Source organism: Nonomuraea sp. NPDC050451 (assembly GCF_044458585.1).
On the sequence record NZ_JBITHZ010000003.1, the window covers coordinates 302,326 to 320,104 of the forward strand.

The following is a 17,779-nucleotide window of genomic DNA, read 5'->3' on the forward strand; positions in this document are numbered from 1 at the left end:
GCTGGGGTCATCTCTTGGCGGAAACGGGGCTGATTTTGATCACTTCTACGACCGGCCCTCAGCCGGCCGACTTCGCCGACGTACGGGCCACCAACCTCGCGGTCGTGCTGCGGTTCGTCCGGGAGCACGCGCCCTGCTCGCGGGCCGACATCGCGGCCTCCACCGGGCTCAACAAGGCGACGGTCTCCAGCCTCGTCGCGGACCTCATCGACCGGCGGCTGGTCCGTGAGACGGGGCTGACCGAGAACCGGGTCGGGCGGCCGGCCACGATGCTGGTGCTGGACGGCTCGCCGTACGCCGCCATCGGGGTCGAGATCAACGTCGACTACGTGTCCGCCGTGGCCACCGATCTGGCGGGGGAGCGGCTGCTGACGTGGCGGCGCTCGTTCGGCGGCGGCGAGTCGGTCAACCAGGGGATCGCGGGCGTCGGCGCGATCATCCGGCGGGTGGTCAACCGCATGGCCAGGGAGGAGCGCCAGGTCCTGGGCCTGGCCGTGGCCGTGCCGGGGCTGGTCGACGTGCAGGGCACCGTACGCATCGCGCCCAACCTCGGCTGGCGCGACGCCGACATCGGCGGAGACCTGACCAAGGCGCTGCGCGATCCCGGCTTCCCGATCCAGGTCGACAACGACGCCAACCTCGCCGCCCTGGCCGAGCAGCGCTTCGGCGCGCACGCGGGGGCCTCCGACCTCGTCTACCTCACCGGCGAGATCGGCGTGGGCGCGGGGATCATCCTCGACGGGCGGCTGCGCCGCGGCCGCCTCGGCTACAGCGGCGAGATCGGCCACGTCCAGCTCGATCCCGACGGTCCCGAGTGCCACTGCGGGCGGCGCGGCTGCCTGGAGGTCATGGCCGGGATCGGCGCCGTGCTGGGCAAGGACCCCTCTCCCGCCGAGATCCAGGTCGAGATCGAGGAGTCCGTACGGCTCGCCCGCGCCGGCGACCCGGCCACCCTGGCCACGCTGGAGTCGGTGGGCGGGAGCCTGGGCAAGGGCGTGTCGATCCTGGCGAACCTGCTCAATCCCGAGGTGGTCATCCTCGGCGGCTACTACGTCCCGCTGGCGCCGTGGCTGCTGCCCGCCGTCCAGGACGAGATGGACGACCGCGTGATCGCCTTCGAGTCGGGCGGTTGCCAGGTCGTGGCCTCGACGCTGGGCCATGACGCGGCCGCGCTGGGCGGCGCCGCGAGGGTGCTCGACTCCATTGATTCGGGGAGATTGCCCCGAGTCCCTTGACCTTGGTCACCGGGGAGTGCACTCTTCAGTCAACCCACCGAAATGTCCGTGTAACTTCCCCAGGCCGGTCGTCGAAGCGCTTCGACACTTTCATAGGGATGACCATGCAAGAACCCTTCCGCGACCCAGCGATCCCGATTTCCGACCGGATCGACGACCTGGTGCGCCGGCTCACCCTTGAGGAGAAGGTGGGGCTGCTGCACCAGTACCAGGCGCCGGTCGAGCGGCTGGGCCTCGGCGCGTTCCGCACCGGCACCGAGGCGCTGCACGGGCTGGCCTGGCTGGGACCGGCCACCGTGTTCCCCCAGGCCGTGGGGCTGGCCTCGACGTGGGATCCCGACCTCGTGCGCAGGGTGGGCGAGGCCACCAGCGACGAGGTGCTGGCCTTCCACCACAAGGACCCGGCGGGCGCGGGGCGCAACGTGTGGGCCCCGGTGGTGAACCCGCTGCGCGACCCCCGCTGGGGGCGCAACGAGGAGGGTTACTCCGAGGATCCGTGGCTGACCGGCGTCATGGCCACGGCTTATGCGCGCGGACTTCGTGGGAGCGCTCCCGAAGTTCTCAAGACCGCCCCGACGCTCAAGCACTTCCTCGCCTACAACAACGAGACCGACCGCTGCACGACCTCCAGCAACCTGCCGCCGCGGGTGCTGCGCGAGTACGAGCTGCCCGCCTTCCGGCCCCCCATCGAGGAGGGCGTGGCGGTGGCGGTCATGCCGTCGTACAACCTGGTCAACGGCCGCCCCGCGCACCTCAGCCCGCTGATCGGCGAGGCGCTGCGCGCGTGGGCGCCCGACGACCTGCTGGTGGTCAGCGACGCGTACGCGCCGGGCAACCTCACCGCGCTCCAGGGCTACCACGACACGCTGCCCGAGGCGTACGCGCACGCGATCAAGGCGGGGCTCGACAGCTTCACCCAGGACGACGACCGCTCCGAGGCCACGCTCGGCCACCTGCGCGCCGCGCTCTCCCAGGGCCTGCTGGCCGAGGAGGATGTCGATCAGGCGGTGCGGCACGCGCTGTCGATCAGGTTCAGGCTGGGGGAGTTCGACCCGGCGACGCCGTACGACGACATCAGCGACAACGTGGTCAACTGCCCCGAACACCAGGCGCTGGCCAGGGAGGCGGCGCGGCGCTCGTTCGTGCTGCTGAAGAACGACGGGCTGCTGCCGCTCGACGGCGTGACCAAGGTCGCGGTGATCGGGCAGCTCGGCGACGCGCTCCTGGAGGACTGGTACAGCGGCACCCTCCCGTACGCGGTCACCGCCCGCCAGGGGCTGGGCGAGCGGTGCGAGACGGTGTTCTGCGAGGCCGTGGACCGGGTGACGCTGACCGCCGAGGCCGGACCGGTGGCCGCCGATCCCGCGGGCGGGCCGCTCAGCCTGGGATCTGAGGCGGGCACGTTCGACCTGTTCGACTGGGGCGGCGGGGCCTACGCGCTGCGGGCCGTGGCGACCGGCCGGTTCGTGTCGGTGGACGGCGTCACGCTGGTGAACGACCAGCCCGGGCCCAACGGGTGGGAGGTGCGCCAGACGTTCCGGATGGAGGAGCGGCCGCGCAGCACGCTCGCCCTGCGCCACATCTCGACCGGCTGCTACGTCGGCGCCGGCGACGACGGCGTGCTGCGCCTGGTCGACGACGCCGACCAGGCGGCCTGGCTGGCCATGGACGTGGTCAGGAGCGGCACCGACCAGGCCGCCCGCCTGGCCGCCGCGGCCGACGTGGCGGTCGTGGTGGTCGGCGACCACCCCCTCGTCAACGGCCGCGAGACCGAGGACCGCATGACGCTGGCCCTCGCCCCCGGGCAGGACGCCGTGGTCCGGGCCGTCCGCAAGGCGAACCCCCGTACCGTCATGGTCATCACCAGCGGCTACCCGCTCACCTGGACCGACGACGAGATCCCGGCCGTGCTGTGGTCGGCCCACGGCGGCCAGGAGTACGGCCACGCCCTGGCCGAGGTGCTCTTCGGCGACGCCGACCCGGAGGGCCGCCTCACCCAGACGTGGTACCGCTCCGAGCAGGAGCTGCCCGACCTGCTCGACTACGACATCATCGCCTCCGACGCCACGTACCTGTACTTCCGCGGCGTCCCGCTCCACCCGTTCGGCCACGGCCTGAGCTACACGACGTTCGAGTACGCCGACCTGCGCGTACAACTGGACGGCGACCTGGTGCGGGCCCGCGTCACCGTGACGAACACCGGCCCGCGGCCCGGCGTGGAGGTCGTCCAGTTCTACACCCACCAGCAGCGCTCCCGCGTCAAGCAGCCGCTGCGGTGCCTGCGCGGCTTCGAGAAGGTCCGCCTGGCGCCCGGCGAGAGCCGGGCCGTCAGCCTGGCCCTGCCGGTGTCGGAGCTGGCGTTCTGGGACGTGACCAGGAGCAGGTTCGTCGTGGAGAGCGCGCCGCACCAGCTCATGGTCGGCCGCAGCGCCACCGACCTGCGCCTGAGTGCCCGCTTCGAGGTGGACGGCGAGACCGTGCCGCCCCAGTCGGGACTGCTGCGCGCGGCGGCGCACGACGAGTACGACGCGATCACGTTCGTGGACGAGACCAAAGTGGACGGCGACGCCGTCAGGTCCGACGCGGAGGGCGCCTGGATCCTCTTCCGGCAGGTCGATCTCAGTGGGGCCACGACGTGCGTGGCGACGGCGGGCAGCACGGAAGGCGGCATGATCACCATCCGCCGCGGCGACCCCCTCTACGGGGAGGCCCTGGCCACCTTCCCCGTCCCCAGGACCGACCGCTACGCCTACCACGCCGTCACGGCCTCGCTTGCGGCCGCGGACGGCGTGCACGATCTTTATGCCGTGTTCGAGAACGACGGCGTGACGCTGGCCCGGCTCGACTTCGGAGCCGGGGCTTGAGCGGGCGCACGGTCACGATCGCCCAGGTCGCCAAGCACGCGGGCGTGGCCGTCAGCACGGTCTCCTACGTGCTCAGCGGCAAGCGGACGATCTCGGCCGACACCAGGCGCCGGGTGCTCGACAGCATCAGCACGCTCGGCTACCACCCCAACGCCGGCGCCCGCGCCCTGGCCAGCAAGCGCTCCAACGTGATCGCGCTGGTGCTGCCGCTGCGGGCGGGCATGCACGTGCCCGTCCTGATGCGCTTCGCCAGCGCCGTGGTGACGGCCGCGCGCCGGTTCGACCACGACGTGCTGCTGCTGACCGCCGACGAGGGCACCGAGGGCATCCGGCGGGTGGCCGCGAGCGCGCTGGTGGACGCGCTGGTGCTCATGGACGTCGAGCTGGACGACCGCAGGGTGCCGCTGCTGCGCGAGCTGGCCGAGCCGAGCGTCCTGATCGGCTTTCCCGCCGAACCCGCCGGGCTGACCTGCGTCGACCTCGACTTCGCCGCCGCGGGCGCCCGGTGCGTGGACCACCTGGCCGAACGCGGCCACGAGGAGATCGCGCTGCTCGGGGCGCCCTCGGTGGTGTACGAGCGGGGGACGGGGTTCGCCCGGCGGACGCGCGAGGGGTTCGTGGAGGCGGTGGCCGCCCACGGTCTGCAGGGCGTCGCGCTGCCGTGCGAGGAGACGTTCGACGAGGTGTACGAGACCGTACGCGGCCTGTTCCTCGACCGCCCCGGCCTGTCCGGGCTGGTCGTGCACAACGAGGCCGCGGTCGGCCACGTGCTGGCGGCGCTGCGGCAGCTCGACCGGCGGGTGCCGCACGACGTGGCGGTGGTGGCGATCTGCCCCGACGACGTGGCCGAGCGGGCCAGCCCGCCGCTCTCCTCCGTGCTGATCCCGGCGGAGGAGGTGGGCAGGGAGGCGGTCCGCCTGGTCATGGACAAGCTCGAAGGCCGCGCGGTCCCCGAATCCACCCTCCTCACGCCGCTCCTGGCCGTCCGCGCCAGCACCTGACCCAAAGCGGCGTCAAGCCTGTCCGCTTTTTCGCCTCGTGGAGTTCCGCGTCCCCTTCTGGGGGCAGGCTGGCCGAGGCGAGGGGAGAGACGCATGACTGAGCCGCGCATGCCCTCAAGGGCCGCCGACTCGGGTTCGGAGGGGCTGACGGCCGTGACGGCCGGCGGGGTCGGGCTCCGCCACATCACCGATCTGACCGCGAAGGAGGCCGAGGGGGTCACAGCGGTCGAACCGGTCGAGGGCGGCTGGAAGATTAGCGTCGAGGTGATCGAAGACCGTCGCATCCCCTCCTCGGACGACATCCTCGCCCTCTACGAGGCCCGGATCGACGCGGAGGGCGGCCTCCTGTCGTACCGGAGGCTGCGGCGCTACCGGCGCTGCGACGCCGACTCCACGTCGGCGGGCTGATCCCCCGGGGTGACCTAGCATCGGGTGCGTGGACGACCTTGGCGCGGAGGTGTTCGAGGGGCAGCGGGCGCGGCTGTTCGGGCTGGCGTACCGGCTGCTCGGCTCCGCCGCGGAGGCCGAGGACATGGTGCAGGAGACCTACCTGCGCTGGAGCCGGGTCACCGGGCCGGTCGAGGTCCCGGCCGCCTGGCTGACCAGGGTGACCACCAACCTCTGCCTTACTCAGCTCACGTCCGCGCGGCGGCAGCGGGAGAGCTACGCGGGCCCGTGGCTGCCCGAGCCGGTGCTCACCGCTGACGGGGCGCTCGGGCCGCTGGAGACCGTCGAGCAGCGCGAGTCCGTGTCGATGGGCGTGCTCCTCCTGCTGGAGCGGCTGACGCCGGTGGAGCGGGCGGTGTTCGTGCTGCGGGAGGCGTTCGGGCACAGCCATGCGGAGATCGCCGACGTGCTGGGCATCGAGGAGGCGTACTCGCGCCAGCTCCACCGGCGGGCGCGGGCGCACGTGGGGGAGCCGCGCAAGCGCTTCGAGAGCGACCGGGAGCAGCACCGGCGCATCCTGCGGCGATTCATGGAGGCCGCCGTGCACGGGGACGTCGCCGCCCTGGAACGGCTGCTCGCCGACGACGTCGTCGCCTGGACCGACGGGGGCGGCGCCGCGGCGACGGCCCGGCGGCCGGTCCGCGGTCTGGCGAGGGTGCTGCGCTACCTGGGAGGGCTTGTCACGCGGCCGGAGGCGGCCGGGGTGGCGGCCGAGTTCCTGGAGGTCAACGGGGAGCCCGCGGCGCTCATTCGCGGGCCCGGCGGCGACCTGCTGGCGATCATGACCATGGAGCTGGACGGCGAGCACGTCGCCGTCGTCCGGACCACCGTCAACCCGGCCAAACTCGCCTTCGCCGGGGCACAGCTCGCCTGAACCGGATGTGAGCGCGATCACACGCCGATCCTGTCACGGACGGGCGGGCTCGCCAGTTCAGGAACTATGACAGATCGCATCGTGGTGCTGGGAGCCGGATACGCCGGACTCGGGGCGGCCAAGCGCGCCGCCCGTCGGTTGCGGGGCGCCGCCGCGCGGGTGACGCTGGTCAACGCGGCCGACCGGTTCGTGGAGCGCATCCGGCTCCACCAACTGGCCGCGGGCCAGCGGCTGCCAGACCTGCCGCTGACCGGCCTGCTCGACGGCACCGGCATCGAGCTGGTGGTCGCCCGGGTGACCGGGATCGATCCGGGTTCGAGGACGGTACGCCTGGACGCGCCGCCGTACGAGCTCTCCTACGACGTGCTCGTCTACGCCCTCGGGAGCGCGGCGGAGCTGGACGCCGTGCCCGGGGTGCGCGAGCATGCGTACACGCTGGCCACCGCCGACGAGGCCGTCCGGCTGGGCACCCGCCTCGCCGAGACCGGCGAGGTGACCGTGATCGGCGGCGGGCTGACCGGGATCGAGGCCGCGACCGAGTTCGCCTTCACCCGCCCTGAGCTGCGCGTCTCGCTGCTGTCGGCCGGCTTGATCGGGGAGGGCCTGTCCGCGCGTGCCCGCCGCCACCTCCACCGGGCCTTCCGGCGTATGGGCATCGCCGTACGTGAGCGCACGCCGGTCGCCAAGCTCCGCCCGAACGGCCTGCTGCTGGCGGACGGGGACGAACTGCCTGCCGAGACCGTGGTGTGGGCCGCCGGTTTCCGCGTCCCCGGCCTGGCCGCGGAGGCGGGACTGGCCGCGGACCCGCACGGACGCATGCTCGTGGACCGGTCGCTGCGGTCGGTGTCGCATCCGGAGGTGTTCGGCATCGGCGACGCCGCCCGCCCCCTGGACCAGAGCGGGCGGGCCACCCGGATGGCCTGCCAGACCGGCCTCCCCATGGGGATCTGCGCGGGCGACGCGGTGGCCGACCTGCTGAGCGGACGGGCGCCACGGCGGGCCAGATTCCGGTACGTCTGGCAGAACATCAGCCTGGGCCGGGACGACGGCGTCACCCAGTTCACCCGTTCCGACGACAGCCCGCTCGACGCCGTCCTCACCGGCCGGACCTCCGCGGCCTTCAAGGAGACCATCGCCCGCGGTACCGTCTGGGCTATGCGCCACCCGGGCCCGTACCGGCCGTGACGGCCCATCGCTCGTGGTCCCGCCAGGCCCCGTCGATGAACTGGAACGCCGGCGAATACCCCTCTCTTCGGAAACCGACCCGCTTGATCAGGTTCAGGGAGGGGGTGTTCGACGGCTGGATGTTGGCTTCGACGCGGTGCAGCCCCAGCTCGCCGAACGCGTACCGGACGAGCAGCCGCAGGCCCTCGGTCATGTAGCCCCGGCCGGTCGTGGCCGAGTAGGCGCAGTAGCCCAGGGTGCCGTCCTGGCGGGTGCCCCGGATGATGTTGTTCAGGTTGGCCCGGCCGACGATCGCGCCGGTCTCGAGCCGGCAGATCACGAACCCCTCGTTCGCCGGGTCGTCGAAGCGCGCCATGTACGCCTCGAAGGCCTCGTCGGTGGTGATGGGCAGGCCGGGCATCCAGGGGGCGAGGAGGTCGGCGCTCTCCCGGTTCAGGGTCACGAATTCCGTACGGTCGCGGTGGCTGATGCGGCGGATGCCGACACGGGTGTCCTGGGCGAGGTAGGTCACTTATCGATCTTGTCGCAAGGACGGCCACGACGCGCACCGCCAGGACCGGCCGTCCCACTCGACCGGGAACGGCACCGCGTGCGGGAGCGGCGCCCCCCACACCTGCTCACCCAGCCCGCACAGCACGCTGAGCCCGGCGGTGAGGCTCCCCACATGCCCGACCAGCACGACCGTCTCACCTTCGCAGGCGCCCACCTGATCCGAGTGGGTGGTCGTCATGCTCGGGTGGGCGGCCGGCTCCCCCATGTGAATGGCTGCCGTGCTCGGGTGAGTGGCCGGCTCGCCCGCGTGGGCGGCTGCGATGGAGGTGAAGGCGGCCACCACCCGGGCCACGACCGCGTTCCCGTCCTCGCCGTCCGCCACCGCCTCGCCCAATCTCCCCTCCACCACCCACGAACGCAGCACCTCGGCGGTACGCGCCCGGACCGCCGGATCGGTGGTGCCCTCCAACCGCCCCACCCCGAACTCCACGAGCCCTCGCAGCGCCACCACCTCCTCCCGCAGACCCAGCGCCCGCGCGATGATCTCGGCCGTCTGCCGGGCGCGCACCGCCGTACTGGTGTAGATCCGGGTGGCCCCTTCCCCGAGCAGGTGAACGGCCGCCTCCGCCGCCTGCACCCGTCCCTTCGAGGTCAGCTCCGCCAGCGGCAGCGCCCCGGCCATCCGGGAGACGACGTTCTCCGACTCGGCATGGCGCAGGCACAACACGCGGACCCCCATGCGCCCGACCCTACGAGCCGGAGCCCCCGATGCGCTCAAGATCCCGGAGAAGGGCGTCGAGCGACTCCTCGGGGGCCTGTCCGGCGGTGTCGACGAGGACGCGTTCGCGCTCCCACGGCTCGTACTCACGCTCCACGACCTCCCGCCAGTCAGGCGGTCGCAGGTCGGGGATGTCGATCGAGCGCGAGATCACGCGGTGCCGATGCTCGTCGCGATCGGAGCAGACCACCTCCACCTCGGCCACCCGAACGCCCGCCTTGATCCCGACCTCCCGCCAGGCGTCGCGGGTGACGGCCAGCGGGTTCACCGACTCCGCGATCACCGTCAGCCCCTGCCGCAGGTGCTCCCCGGCCAGCGCGTAGCCGACGACGTATCCGGCGGGGCCGATGGGGTGGCGGGCCAGGCCTGAGCGGACGATCGCCTGCTCGATGGTGTCGATCCGCACGTGCACCGCGCCGATGCGGGCGGCGAGGAGCCGGGCGAGCGTCGTCTTGCCTGTCGCGGGCAGGCCGCCGATGACGATGAGCACGCACTCCATGCTAGGCAGCCCACCCCGGTGAACGCGGAAAATGTCACACCCGTCGGCCAAGCTGAACCCGTCCGCTCTCGCGAAGGGTTGCCGTTCGTGCCGATCCAGGTCGCCAGCCGCCGCCGTTCGGCTGCCTCACTCGCCAAGGCCTTCCCCGGCGCCGAGGTCATCGACGTGACCTCCAAAGCGGACGAGCCATGGGTGCGGCTGAGCCCGTTCTACCCGCACGGCGGCATCCCCGTCCCACAGACCCCGGGCGTCACCGGCCAGACCGTCGAGGGGATCTGGCAGGCGCTCAAAGTCTTCGAGACCGCCGACGTCGACCCGGCCAAGCTCGCGATCACCACCATGACCGGCCTCAAACGCACCGTACGCAAACACGGACCGGTGCGCGGCCACCGCGACGGCCTCCACGGTGACCGGTTGCTGACGTACCGGACCGCGCGGCGCCGCATCTACCTCCCGGTCTACCGCTGGGTCCTGGAGCACAAGACCGGCGATCTCGTGGAGCGTCTGCGCCTGCTCGCCGCCGACCGCGAGGTCGTCCTCCTCGACTACACCACCAACGGCGACATCGACGACCCTGCCACCCCGCTCTCTCACGCCGCGCTGATCTGCCTGCACATCCAGGCGAAATGGCCTGAGGAAGCCTGATCCCGCTGTAACGGCTGAGCATCGCAGTCGGCCTCCCCGACGAACCGCCCGAGCGAGGTCCGGCCCACGGCGGCGCGTGTGCGTGCCTTCAGGTGCCGAAACGGCGGCGGGCGACTTCGATGTGACCGAGGTGCTGGTGAGTCCAGTCGCCCATGCCATCGACCGTTGCTGGCAAGGATTGGCCCCGGCGCGACTGTGTGGTCACCATCAGGTTCCCCAGTCACTGAAAAGTGCGTTCTTCCATGTCAGCGACCACTCTCCTATGGTTCCTGAGTAACCACAAGAAACCGCGAGCGTCGTGAATCCGGCGGACGCGGCCCACAGGAGCCCGGAAACAAGGAGGCAGGCAGCATGGCCATCACTCTGGTGAACCCCAGCGGATTGCCCAAGATCGATGTCTACCGGCAGGTGTCGATCGCATCAGGGACGAAGCTCGTCTTCATCGCCGGACAGGTCGCCTGGGACGCCGACGGGATCACAGTCGGCGAAGGCGACCTCGCCGCGCAGGTCGAGCAGTGCTACCTCAACATCGCCACCGCCCTGACCGAGGTGGGCGGCTCCTTCGACGACGTGGCGAAACTGACCTTCTACGTCGTCGACTGGACCCCCGACAGGATGCCCTCACTCCTGGAGGGGATCTCCCGGGCGACCGCGAAGCTGGGGATCACTCCGGTCCCACCGGCCACCCTGCTGGGCGTCGCGGCACTGGACGTCCCCGACCATCTGGTCGAGATCGAAGCCACCGCGGTCCTCAGCTGAACAGCTGCTCTGCGACCGCAGGCTACGGATGGCGGTCGGGAGAGAGTTCAGCCTGCGGGGTCGCACGGATCCCCAAGCCTTGCTCGGTGGCTCGGTGGCTCGGTGGCTCGGTGGCTCGGTGGCTCGGCGGCTCGGCGGCGAGACAGAGCGACCCGACGCTGCAGCGAGTCGACCTCGATGACGATCACGGTCACCTCGTCGCCGACTCGAACCGCGTTGCCTGATCCATCGACAGTCGGGGCGGCGAGTTCGCTGAGATGGACCAAGCCCTCGATGCCGTCTGCCACGCGAACGAAGTCATCGTGATCTGCGGCTGGTGACCTTCCAGCGCATAAAAGGGGATGAACCTGTCCAGCGTTGAGTGCAAGGCTGGGCTCGTGAGTGACACGCACACCGTGGTCCTGGTCGAGGGAGTCAGTGACAAGTCGGCCGTCGAAGCGTTGGCCGAACGTCATGGCCGGAACCTGGCGGCCGAAGGCATCTCCCTTATGGCGATGGGCGGTGCCACGAACATTGGGACGTATATCGGCAAGTTCGGCCCTCCCGGTCGTAATCTCCGGCTGGCCGGTCTGTGCGATGTCGGGGAGGAAGGCGACTTCCAGAGGAGCCTCGAACGCGCCGGCCTGGGATCCAATCTCAGCCGGAGCGATCTGGAGGCGCTCGGATTCTTCGTGTGCGTCGCCGACCTGGAAGACGAGCTGATCCGCGCCCTCGGCACCGCCACGGTTGAGCGCGTTCTCGACGCAGAGGGCGAGCTCAGATCATTTCGTTCGCTCCAGAAGCAACCCGCATGGCGCGGGAGGGCCCCTCACGACCAGTTGCGCCGGTTCATGGGATCGGGCAGCGGCCGCAAGATCCGTTACTCCGCCCTGCTCGTCGCGGCCCTTGATCTCGATCGCGTGCCGCGACCGCTGGACAGGCTGCTGGCCCACGTCGCCGGGTGAGGCGGATTCGCCGATGGAACCGGCGGGTGCGGGCTACCCGTCAAGATCAGGATCTCCGCGTGCCTTGGTAGGCGCCCGATTCAAGGGCGCGTCCCCGGTCAACGCCGGGGGCCTGGGGGTCGGAAGACCCCCAGGCGGGGGTGTGGGGGCTTGCCCCCACAAGGCGCAGCCCGAGCGTTTCAGCGCGAAGCGCGTCCAGTGCGAGGACCTTGCTTGTGGGGGGTCGAAGGGGGGGCGTGAGCCCCCCTGGGAAACACAGCCCGGAGCCGATTTCGCGCGTAGCGCCTCCTGGGCGGAGGCCCATGCCGGTGGGCTTGGGCCTCCGGGGTTACCAGTCGCCGCCGCCGAAGTCGCCGCCGCCGAAGTCGCCTCCGCCACCGAAGTCGCCCCAGCCGCCGCCGTCGCCGCCGCCGAAGTCGCCACCGCCGACGTCGCCTCCGCCGCCGTCAGCGTAGCCCTCGGCGTAGCCGGCGCCGTAGCCGCCGTAGCCCCAGCCGCCGCTGAGCAGGCTGCCCATCATGGTGCCGATGAACATGCCGGTCATGATGTCGCCGAAGCCGCCGTAGTAGCCGTACGCGTACGGCTGGTACGCGGGCCCCGCGTCGTAGTAGGGACGGCGTTGGCCGTCGACCATGACCTCGCGCATCTGCGGGTCGAAGCCGCGCTCCACGGCCTCGGCGTCCATCTTGCAGGCGGGCACGTCGCGGACGGCGCCACCGGGCGGGGCCCAGCGGACGTCGCGGACGGACGGGCCGTGCTGCGGGTTGAAGAAGCAGGGGGCACGTCGCTCGGGGACCGGGTCGTTGTGGACCTTGGCCTTCACCACGGCCAGCGCGTAGCGGCCGTCCTCGAGGGTCTGGGTGACCTCGCGGACCTGCTCGGCGCGCTGGACGTTGGCCAGCTGGGTCTTGGCCTTCTCGTAGGAGTCGAGCGCCTGCTGCCACTCCTCGATGTGCTTGCCGCCCTCGCCGGAGAGCGTCACGTCGGTGTCGAGGGCGGTGATCTCCTCGCCCAGCTTGGTGACGTCCTCGTCCACGGTCTGCTTGACGGCCGCCAGGTCCTTGGCGTCCTGGAGGGCCTTCTTCTTCTTGCGGTTGCTGGAGTAGAGGAAGTAGCCGCCACCGCCGACCAGGACCAGCCCGCCCAGGGCGATCAGCGCGGCGGTGCCGCCGGCGCCGGGGTTGGCCTGGCTGCCGCTGTCGAGGGCGGAGCGCTTGCCGTCGACGGCGAGGTCAACGCGGTTGACGAAGTCCTTCATGCCGTCAACGATGTTGCCGGAGTTGTTGCTCACGGCGAGGTTGGCCAGCTCGCCCGCGACGCCTTGCCCGCGGATGGCGCTCGAGGCCGCGAACAGCGTCTGGCCGTCGAGCACGGCGAAGGTGGCGCGGTTGCGGCCGGCCTTCGTGAGCTCGGAGTTGAGCGAGCTCATGTAGGAAGCAATCGTGGAGTTGTCCAGCGTGCCGTCGGGGAGCGCCACGGCGTAGATCTTGCTGTCGGCTCCCTTCAGCGCGTCACGGATCTCATCCTGCTGGTCTGACGACAGCGGTGAACCCGACTCCACGAAGAGCGGGTCCTTCTTGTCCTTCCAGTAGGACACCACCGACTGAGCATCAGGGGGTGCCGCCGCGTTGGCGGCAGGGGACAGCGCAAGCACGACGATTAGACCGGCGATCAGAGCCGCAAGCGCGGCCCCTGCTCGGCGCAGCGAGTGGGTCATTGGCAGCAAGCCTCCTTCGCCCATGAGGACGAACGAGCGGTCGGCAAAGTTCCTCACTGCGCACGTTACCTGTCCGCGAGCGCGCGGGCGCACACCGTGGCGAAGATGCCGGAATCTCCGTCAGGTGTCCTTGATCTCACAGATGGTGGCGCCGGACGTAACGGTCTGCCCGACCGTGGCCGTGAGCCCCGTGATCGTGCCCGACTTGTGGGCGGCCAGCGGCTGCTCCATCTTCATGGCCTCCAGCACCACGACCGTGTCGCCCTCGTTCACGACGTCCCCGTCCGTGGCCACGACCTTGACGATCGTCCCCTGCATCGGGCTGACCAGCGTGTCGCCGCCGGCCGCCGACGCCTTCCTGGAGCTGCCGCCACCGCGTCGCGGCGCCTTCGCGGGCGCCGGGGCGGAGGCCCCGAGCCCGGCGGGCAGCACCACTTCGAGGCGCTTGCCCCCGACCTCGACCGTCACCGTCTCGCGAGCGGCGGCGACGGCGTCCGGGCCCGAGGCGATCTCCTCCTCGTACGGCGCGACCGTGTTCTCCCATTCCGTCTCGATCCACCGCGTGTGCACCGAGAACGGCGAGGAGGCGAACGCCGGATCCGACACGACGGCCCGGTGGAAGGGCAGCACGGTGGGCATCCCCGAGATCTCGAACTCGGCCAGCGCCCGCCGCGACCGCTCCAGCGCCTCCTGCCGCGTCCGGCCCGTGACGACCAGCTTCGCCACCAGCGAGTCGAACGTCTGCGGCACCGTCATCCCCGCCTCGTAACCGGCGTCGAGGCGCACCCCGGGCCCCGCGGGCGGGCGCATGACGGTCAGTGTCCCGGGGGCGGGCAGGAAGTTGCGCCCGGCGTCCTCCGCGTTGATCCGGAACTCGATCGAGTGCCCGCGCAGCTCCGGGTCGCCGTACTCCAGCGCCTCCCCGTCGGCGATCCTGAACATCTCCCGCACCAGGTCGATCCCCGACACCTCCTCGGTGACCGGGTGCTCGACCTGCAGCCGGGTGTTCACCTCGAGGAACGAGATCGTCCCGTCCTGTCCCACGAGGAACTCGCACGTGCCGGCCCCGACGTAGCCCGCCTCCTTCAGGATGGCCTTGGAGCTGGAGTAGAGGATCTCGACCTGCTCCCGTGACAGGAACGGCGCCGGCGCCTCCTCCACCAGCTTCTGGTGGCGGCGCTGGAGCGAGCAGTCGCGCGTGCTGACCACGACCACGTTGCCGTGCGCGTCGGCCAGGCACTGCGTCTCGACGTGGCGCGGCCGGTCGAGGTAGCGCTCCACGAAGCACTCGCCCCGTCCGAACGACGCGACGGCCTCGCGCACGGCCGACTCGTACAGCTCGGCGACCTCCGACAGGTCGCGCGCCACCTTGATGCCGCGCCCGCCGCCGCCGTACGCCGCCTTGATCGCGATCGGCAGCCCGTGCTCCTCCGCGAACGCCACGACCTCGGCAGCCCCGGAGACGGGGTCCTTGGTGCCCGCGACCAGCGGCGCGCCGACCTTCTGCGCGATGTGCCTGGCCCGCACCTTGTCGCCGAGCGCGGCGATGGCGTCCGGCGGCGGGCCGATCCAGATCAGGCCCGCGTCGATGACGGCCTGCGCGAAGGCGGCGTTCTCGGCCAGGAAGCCGTATCCGGGATGTACGGCGTCGGCGCCGGAGCGCCGCGCGACGTCAAGCAGCTTGGCGATGTCGAGGTAGGTCTCCGCGGGGGACCGGCCGCCCAGCGCGTACGCCTCGTCGGCGACCTTGGCGTGCAGGGCGTCGAGGTCCTGGTCGGCGTAGACGGCCACACTTCCGATCCCGGCGTCCTGGCACGCGCGGGCCACCCGTACCGCGATCTCGCCCCGATTGGCGATCAGAACCTTCCGCACCGACCTAAGTCCTTCCTGAGAGGTTCAGCGGCCCAGGTACGCGCCGCCGTTCACATGGAGCACCTGCCCGGTCACGTGCCTGGCTCCCGCGGAGGCCAGGAACAGAACGGTATCGGCGACGTCAGAGGGGGTGCCAGGGCGCCCGTTGCGCGTGTTCTCCACCCGTGCCCTGATGCCGTCCTCGGTCAGCCGGCCGCGGAAGAACTCGGTGTCCAGGACGAGGCCGGGGGCGACCACGTTCGCGGTGATGCGCCGGGGGCCGAGCTCGGCGGCCAGGTCGGCGGTCCAGGACTCCAGGGCGGCCTTGGCGGCGCCGTACGAGCCGGAGCCCGTGCCACGCGCGGCGATGGAGCCGATCGAGACGATCCGGCCGCCCTCCCTCAGCCGCGGCGTCAGCGCGGTCGTGACGAGGACGGCGGACATGAGGTTGGCGTTGATGTTGGCCCACCAGGCCTCGGCCACGTCCATCAGCTCGCCGGACTGCCTGCGGTCGAGGTTGGTGTTGCCGCCGGCGTTGTTGACCAGCACGTCCACGTGCGGCGGCAGGCTGTCGAGCGCCTCTTTGACGGCGACGGGGCTGGAGGCGTTGAATGCCACGTGCGCGGCCCCGAGCCGGGTCGCGGCCTCCTTCAGCACGTGTTCGCGGCGGCCGGTGATGGTGACGCGGTCGCCGAGCGAGACGAACGCGGCCGCGACGGCGTATCCGATGCCGGTGCCTCCGCCGGTCACCACAACCTCGCGCATGACCCGAGTGCTCCCCGAGACGAATCCGAACAATCCTCGGGTAGACCATAGCCGCTCGGTATATCTCAGGCGACGGTAGGTGGTCACACCTTAAGTTGAGGGCGCTTTCCCCCATGTTCCAGGAGGTATGCATGAGCCAGAGCATGTTCGGCGGCGACCTCGCCGAAATGCAGCAGATGGCCAGCCAGTTCACGCAGCAGGCGGAGGCGGTCCGTACCACGATGACCGCGCTCGACCGCGAGGCCGCCAAGGTCGGCACCGCGTGGACGGGGCCGGGCGCCCAACGTTTCCAACAGTCGTGGCAGAACTACCGCACGGCCTTCCAGCGCATGGCCGAGGAGCTCCAGGAGGCCTCGCGGGTCATCGGCACCTACCGCCAGAACATCGAGTCGGCGACGAACTGAGCGATGGATCGGGGCCCTGGCAAGGGAGCTGGGGCTTCTTTCCTGTGAATAAGGGCTGATTCCAGCAGCCCCCGCCGCCGCCCGAATCCGGCAAGCTACGCTTTTTCCCCATGATTGGTCGCGCCTTGGTGGCGAGCGTGCTCGCCCTGCAGGTCCCGCTGGCGCCCGCGGCCGTGCGGGACCAGTGCCAGCCGCCCAGGGGCACCATGCAGGTGGGCGAGTCCTGGGCGCAGAAACGGCTCGACCCCAAACGCGTCTGGTCGCTGTCCACCGGCGCGGGCGTGAAAGTGGCCATCATCGACAGCGGCGTCGACCTGCAGCATCCGCAGATCCGCCTGGCGGGCCGGGCCGACCTCACCGGCACCGGCTACCGCGACTGCGTCGGCCACGGGACGGCCGTGGCGGGCATCATCGGCGCCCAGTACATGCAGGGCGTGCTCTTCTACGGCATGGCGCCGGGCGCGCGGCTGCTGTCGTACAAGCAGACCGCCTCCGAGCGGGACGGCGACCCCGAGCTGCTGGTCAAGGCCATCAAGGCGGCCGCGGACGAGGGCGCCAAGGTCATCAACGTGTCGGTGTCGACGAGCGACCTGCCCTCGCTGCGCGAGGTCGTGCAGTACGCGCTCGCCAAGGACGCGGTGATCGTGGCCGCGGCCGGCAACGTCACGAAGGAGGACGGGACTCCCGTACCCGCCTACCCGGCCGCCTACGACGGGGTGCTCGCGGTGGGCGCGGCCGGCCCGAGCGGCATCCTGTCCAACTTCTCCAACGTCAAGACCCCCGTCGCGGTGCTCGGCCCCGGCCAGGGCGTCACCTCCACCTGGCCCGGCCGCTCCTATTTCAAGGACCTCAACGGCACCAGCTACGCCGCCCCCTACGTCGCCGGGGTGGCCGCGCTCGTCCGGGCCCGCTTCCCGAAGCTGGACCAGGCCCAGGTACGCCAGCGCATCATCGCCACCGCCGACGGCGCCACGGGTGGCGGCAAGGGCGCGGGCATGGTCAACCCGATGCTCGCGCTCAGCGCGATCCTCCCGTACGAGCCCGCCGACGCTCCGGTGGTCGCGCCCCCTCCGCCCAGCCCGCTCTCCGCGGACGCCGTGACCAAGGTTCCGCCCGTGGACCACGACGCGATCAACCTGGCCCTGATCGTCGCCGGATCGGCGCTCGGGCTGGCGCTGTTGGTGGCGGTCACCCGCGTCATGATCCCGATGGGCCGCCGCAGGGGCTGGCGGCCCGGCCGCCCGGAGTGACTGGGGCTGCAAGGAAACAAAACGGTGAATTGTCGGGTACAGGCCGAAACTTCTGATGCTGAAGTGAAA

General features: G+C 71.3%; 18 protein-coding genes. 11 read left to right on the forward strand and 7 right to left on the reverse strand.

The window, feature by feature from the left end; all coding sequences use genetic code 11:
• Positions 1-35: 35 nt before the first annotated feature.
• From ACIBI9_RS12640 to ACIBI9_RS12665, 6 genes are all read left to right on the forward strand, one after another.
• Positions 36-1,235 carry an ROK family protein gene (locus tag ACIBI9_RS12640; RefSeq protein ID WP_397222110.1) on the forward strand — a complete coding sequence of 400 codons (1,200 nt, stop codon included), beginning with the start codon at positions 36-38 and terminating at the stop codon, positions 1,233-1,235.
• A 104-nt stretch (positions 1,236-1,339) separates the two neighbouring features.
• Positions 1,340-4,099, forward strand: coding sequence for a glycoside hydrolase family 3 C-terminal domain-containing protein (locus ACIBI9_RS12645; RefSeq protein WP_397222590.1), 2,760 nt, complete (start codon positions 1,340-1,342; stop codon positions 4,097-4,099).
• Positions 4,096-5,100, forward strand: coding sequence for a LacI family DNA-binding transcriptional regulator (locus ACIBI9_RS12650; protein WP_397222111.1), 1,005 nt, complete (start codon positions 4,096-4,098; stop codon positions 5,098-5,100). The genes ACIBI9_RS12645 and ACIBI9_RS12650 overlap by 4 nt, the downstream gene beginning before the upstream one ends.
• 93 nt (positions 5,101-5,193) lie before the next feature.
• Complete coding sequence (gvpO, locus tag ACIBI9_RS12655; RefSeq protein ID WP_397222112.1) at positions 5,194-5,508, forward strand: gas vesicle protein GvpO; 315 nt, start codon at positions 5,194-5,196, stop codon at positions 5,506-5,508.
• Between the two features lie 28 nt (positions 5,509-5,536).
• Positions 5,537-6,421 (forward strand): RNA polymerase sigma factor SigJ, encoded by an 885-nt coding sequence (sigJ, locus tag ACIBI9_RS12660; RefSeq protein ID WP_397222113.1) that lies wholly within the window; start codon positions 5,537-5,539, stop codon positions 6,419-6,421.
• 66 nt (positions 6,422-6,487) lie between these two features.
• Positions 6,488-7,606, forward strand: coding sequence for an NAD(P)/FAD-dependent oxidoreductase (locus ACIBI9_RS12665; RefSeq protein ID WP_397222114.1), 1,119 nt, complete (start codon positions 6,488-6,490; stop codon positions 7,604-7,606).
• Here the strand turns inward: ACIBI9_RS12665 and ACIBI9_RS12670 are convergent.
• Genes ACIBI9_RS12670 through ACIBI9_RS12680 form a run of 3 tightly spaced genes read right to left on the reverse strand, consistent with a single transcriptional unit; the run spans position 7,575 to position 9,366 of the window.
• Entirely contained in the window at positions 7,575-8,117 is a 543-nt protein-coding gene (locus ACIBI9_RS12670; RefSeq protein WP_397222115.1) for a GNAT family N-acetyltransferase, read from the reverse strand. The two genes, ACIBI9_RS12665 and ACIBI9_RS12670, sit on opposite strands and share 32 nt — an antisense overlap.
• Complete coding sequence (locus tag ACIBI9_RS12675; RefSeq protein ID WP_397222116.1) at positions 8,118-8,837, reverse strand: histidine phosphatase family protein; 720 nt, start codon at positions 8,835-8,837, stop codon at positions 8,118-8,120. It abuts the gene before it with no gap.
• Between the two features lie 10 nt (positions 8,838-8,847).
• Positions 8,848-9,366, reverse strand: coding sequence for an AAA family ATPase (locus ACIBI9_RS12680; RefSeq protein ID WP_397222117.1), 519 nt, complete (start codon positions 9,364-9,366; stop codon positions 8,848-8,850).
• A 96-nt stretch (positions 9,367-9,462) separates the two neighbouring features.
• Here ACIBI9_RS12680 and ACIBI9_RS12685 point away from each other — a divergent pair, with 96 nt between their 5' ends.
• Both ACIBI9_RS12685 and ACIBI9_RS12690 read left to right on the forward strand, forming a co-directional pair.
• Positions 9,463-10,020 (forward strand): DUF6939 family protein, encoded by a 558-nt coding sequence (locus ACIBI9_RS12685; RefSeq protein WP_397222118.1) that lies wholly within the window; start codon positions 9,463-9,465, stop codon positions 10,018-10,020.
• Between the two features lie 351 nt (positions 10,021-10,371).
• Positions 10,372-10,779 (forward strand): RidA family protein, encoded by a 408-nt coding sequence (locus tag ACIBI9_RS12690; RefSeq protein ID WP_397222119.1) that lies wholly within the window; start codon positions 10,372-10,374, stop codon positions 10,777-10,779.
• Positions 10,780-10,826: 47 nt separating this feature from the next.
• Here ACIBI9_RS12690 and ACIBI9_RS12695 read toward each other — a convergent pair whose 3' ends face one another.
• Entirely contained in the window at positions 10,827-11,234 is a 408-nt protein-coding gene (locus ACIBI9_RS12695) for a S1 RNA-binding domain-containing protein (RefSeq protein ID WP_397222120.1), read from the reverse strand.
• Between ACIBI9_RS12695 and ACIBI9_RS12700 the strand changes: the two genes are divergently transcribed.
• Positions 11,157-11,723, forward strand: a complete 567-nt coding sequence (locus tag ACIBI9_RS12700) for a TOPRIM nucleotidyl transferase/hydrolase domain-containing protein (RefSeq protein ID WP_397222121.1) — start codon at positions 11,157-11,159, stop codon at positions 11,721-11,723. The two genes, ACIBI9_RS12695 and ACIBI9_RS12700, sit on opposite strands and share 78 nt — an antisense overlap.
• Positions 11,724-12,051: 328 nt before the next feature.
• On the opposite strand, the gene ACIBI9_RS12705 is transcribed toward ACIBI9_RS12700, so the two are convergent.
• The 3 genes from ACIBI9_RS12705 to ACIBI9_RS12715 form a co-directional block, all read right to left on the reverse strand.
• Positions 12,052-13,323: a hypothetical protein gene (locus tag ACIBI9_RS12705; RefSeq protein ID WP_397222122.1), complete on the reverse strand. Its 1,272-nt coding sequence runs from the start codon at positions 13,321-13,323 to the stop codon at positions 12,052-12,054.
• A gap of 237 nt (positions 13,324-13,560) precedes the next feature.
• Complete coding sequence (locus ACIBI9_RS12710) at positions 13,561-15,312, reverse strand: acetyl/propionyl/methylcrotonyl-CoA carboxylase subunit alpha (protein ID WP_397222124.1); 1,752 nt, start codon at positions 15,310-15,312, stop codon at positions 13,561-13,563.
• Between the two features lie 24 nt (positions 15,313-15,336).
• Entirely contained in the window at positions 15,337-16,056 is a 720-nt protein-coding gene (locus ACIBI9_RS12715) for an SDR family NAD(P)-dependent oxidoreductase (RefSeq protein ID WP_397222125.1), read from the reverse strand.
• Between the two features lie 131 nt (positions 16,057-16,187).
• Between ACIBI9_RS12715 and ACIBI9_RS12720 the strand changes: the two genes are divergently transcribed.
• Together ACIBI9_RS12720 and ACIBI9_RS12725 are read left to right on the forward strand one after the other, a co-directional pair.
• Positions 16,188-16,460 carry a WXG100 family type VII secretion target gene (locus ACIBI9_RS12720; RefSeq protein WP_397222126.1) on the forward strand — a complete coding sequence of 91 codons (273 nt, stop codon included), beginning with the start codon at positions 16,188-16,190 and terminating at the stop codon, positions 16,458-16,460.
• Between the two features lie 110 nt (positions 16,461-16,570).
• Positions 16,571-17,710, forward strand: coding sequence for a S8 family serine peptidase (locus ACIBI9_RS12725; RefSeq protein ID WP_397222127.1), 1,140 nt, complete (start codon positions 16,571-16,573; stop codon positions 17,708-17,710).
• Positions 17,711-17,779: the final 69 nt, after the last annotated feature.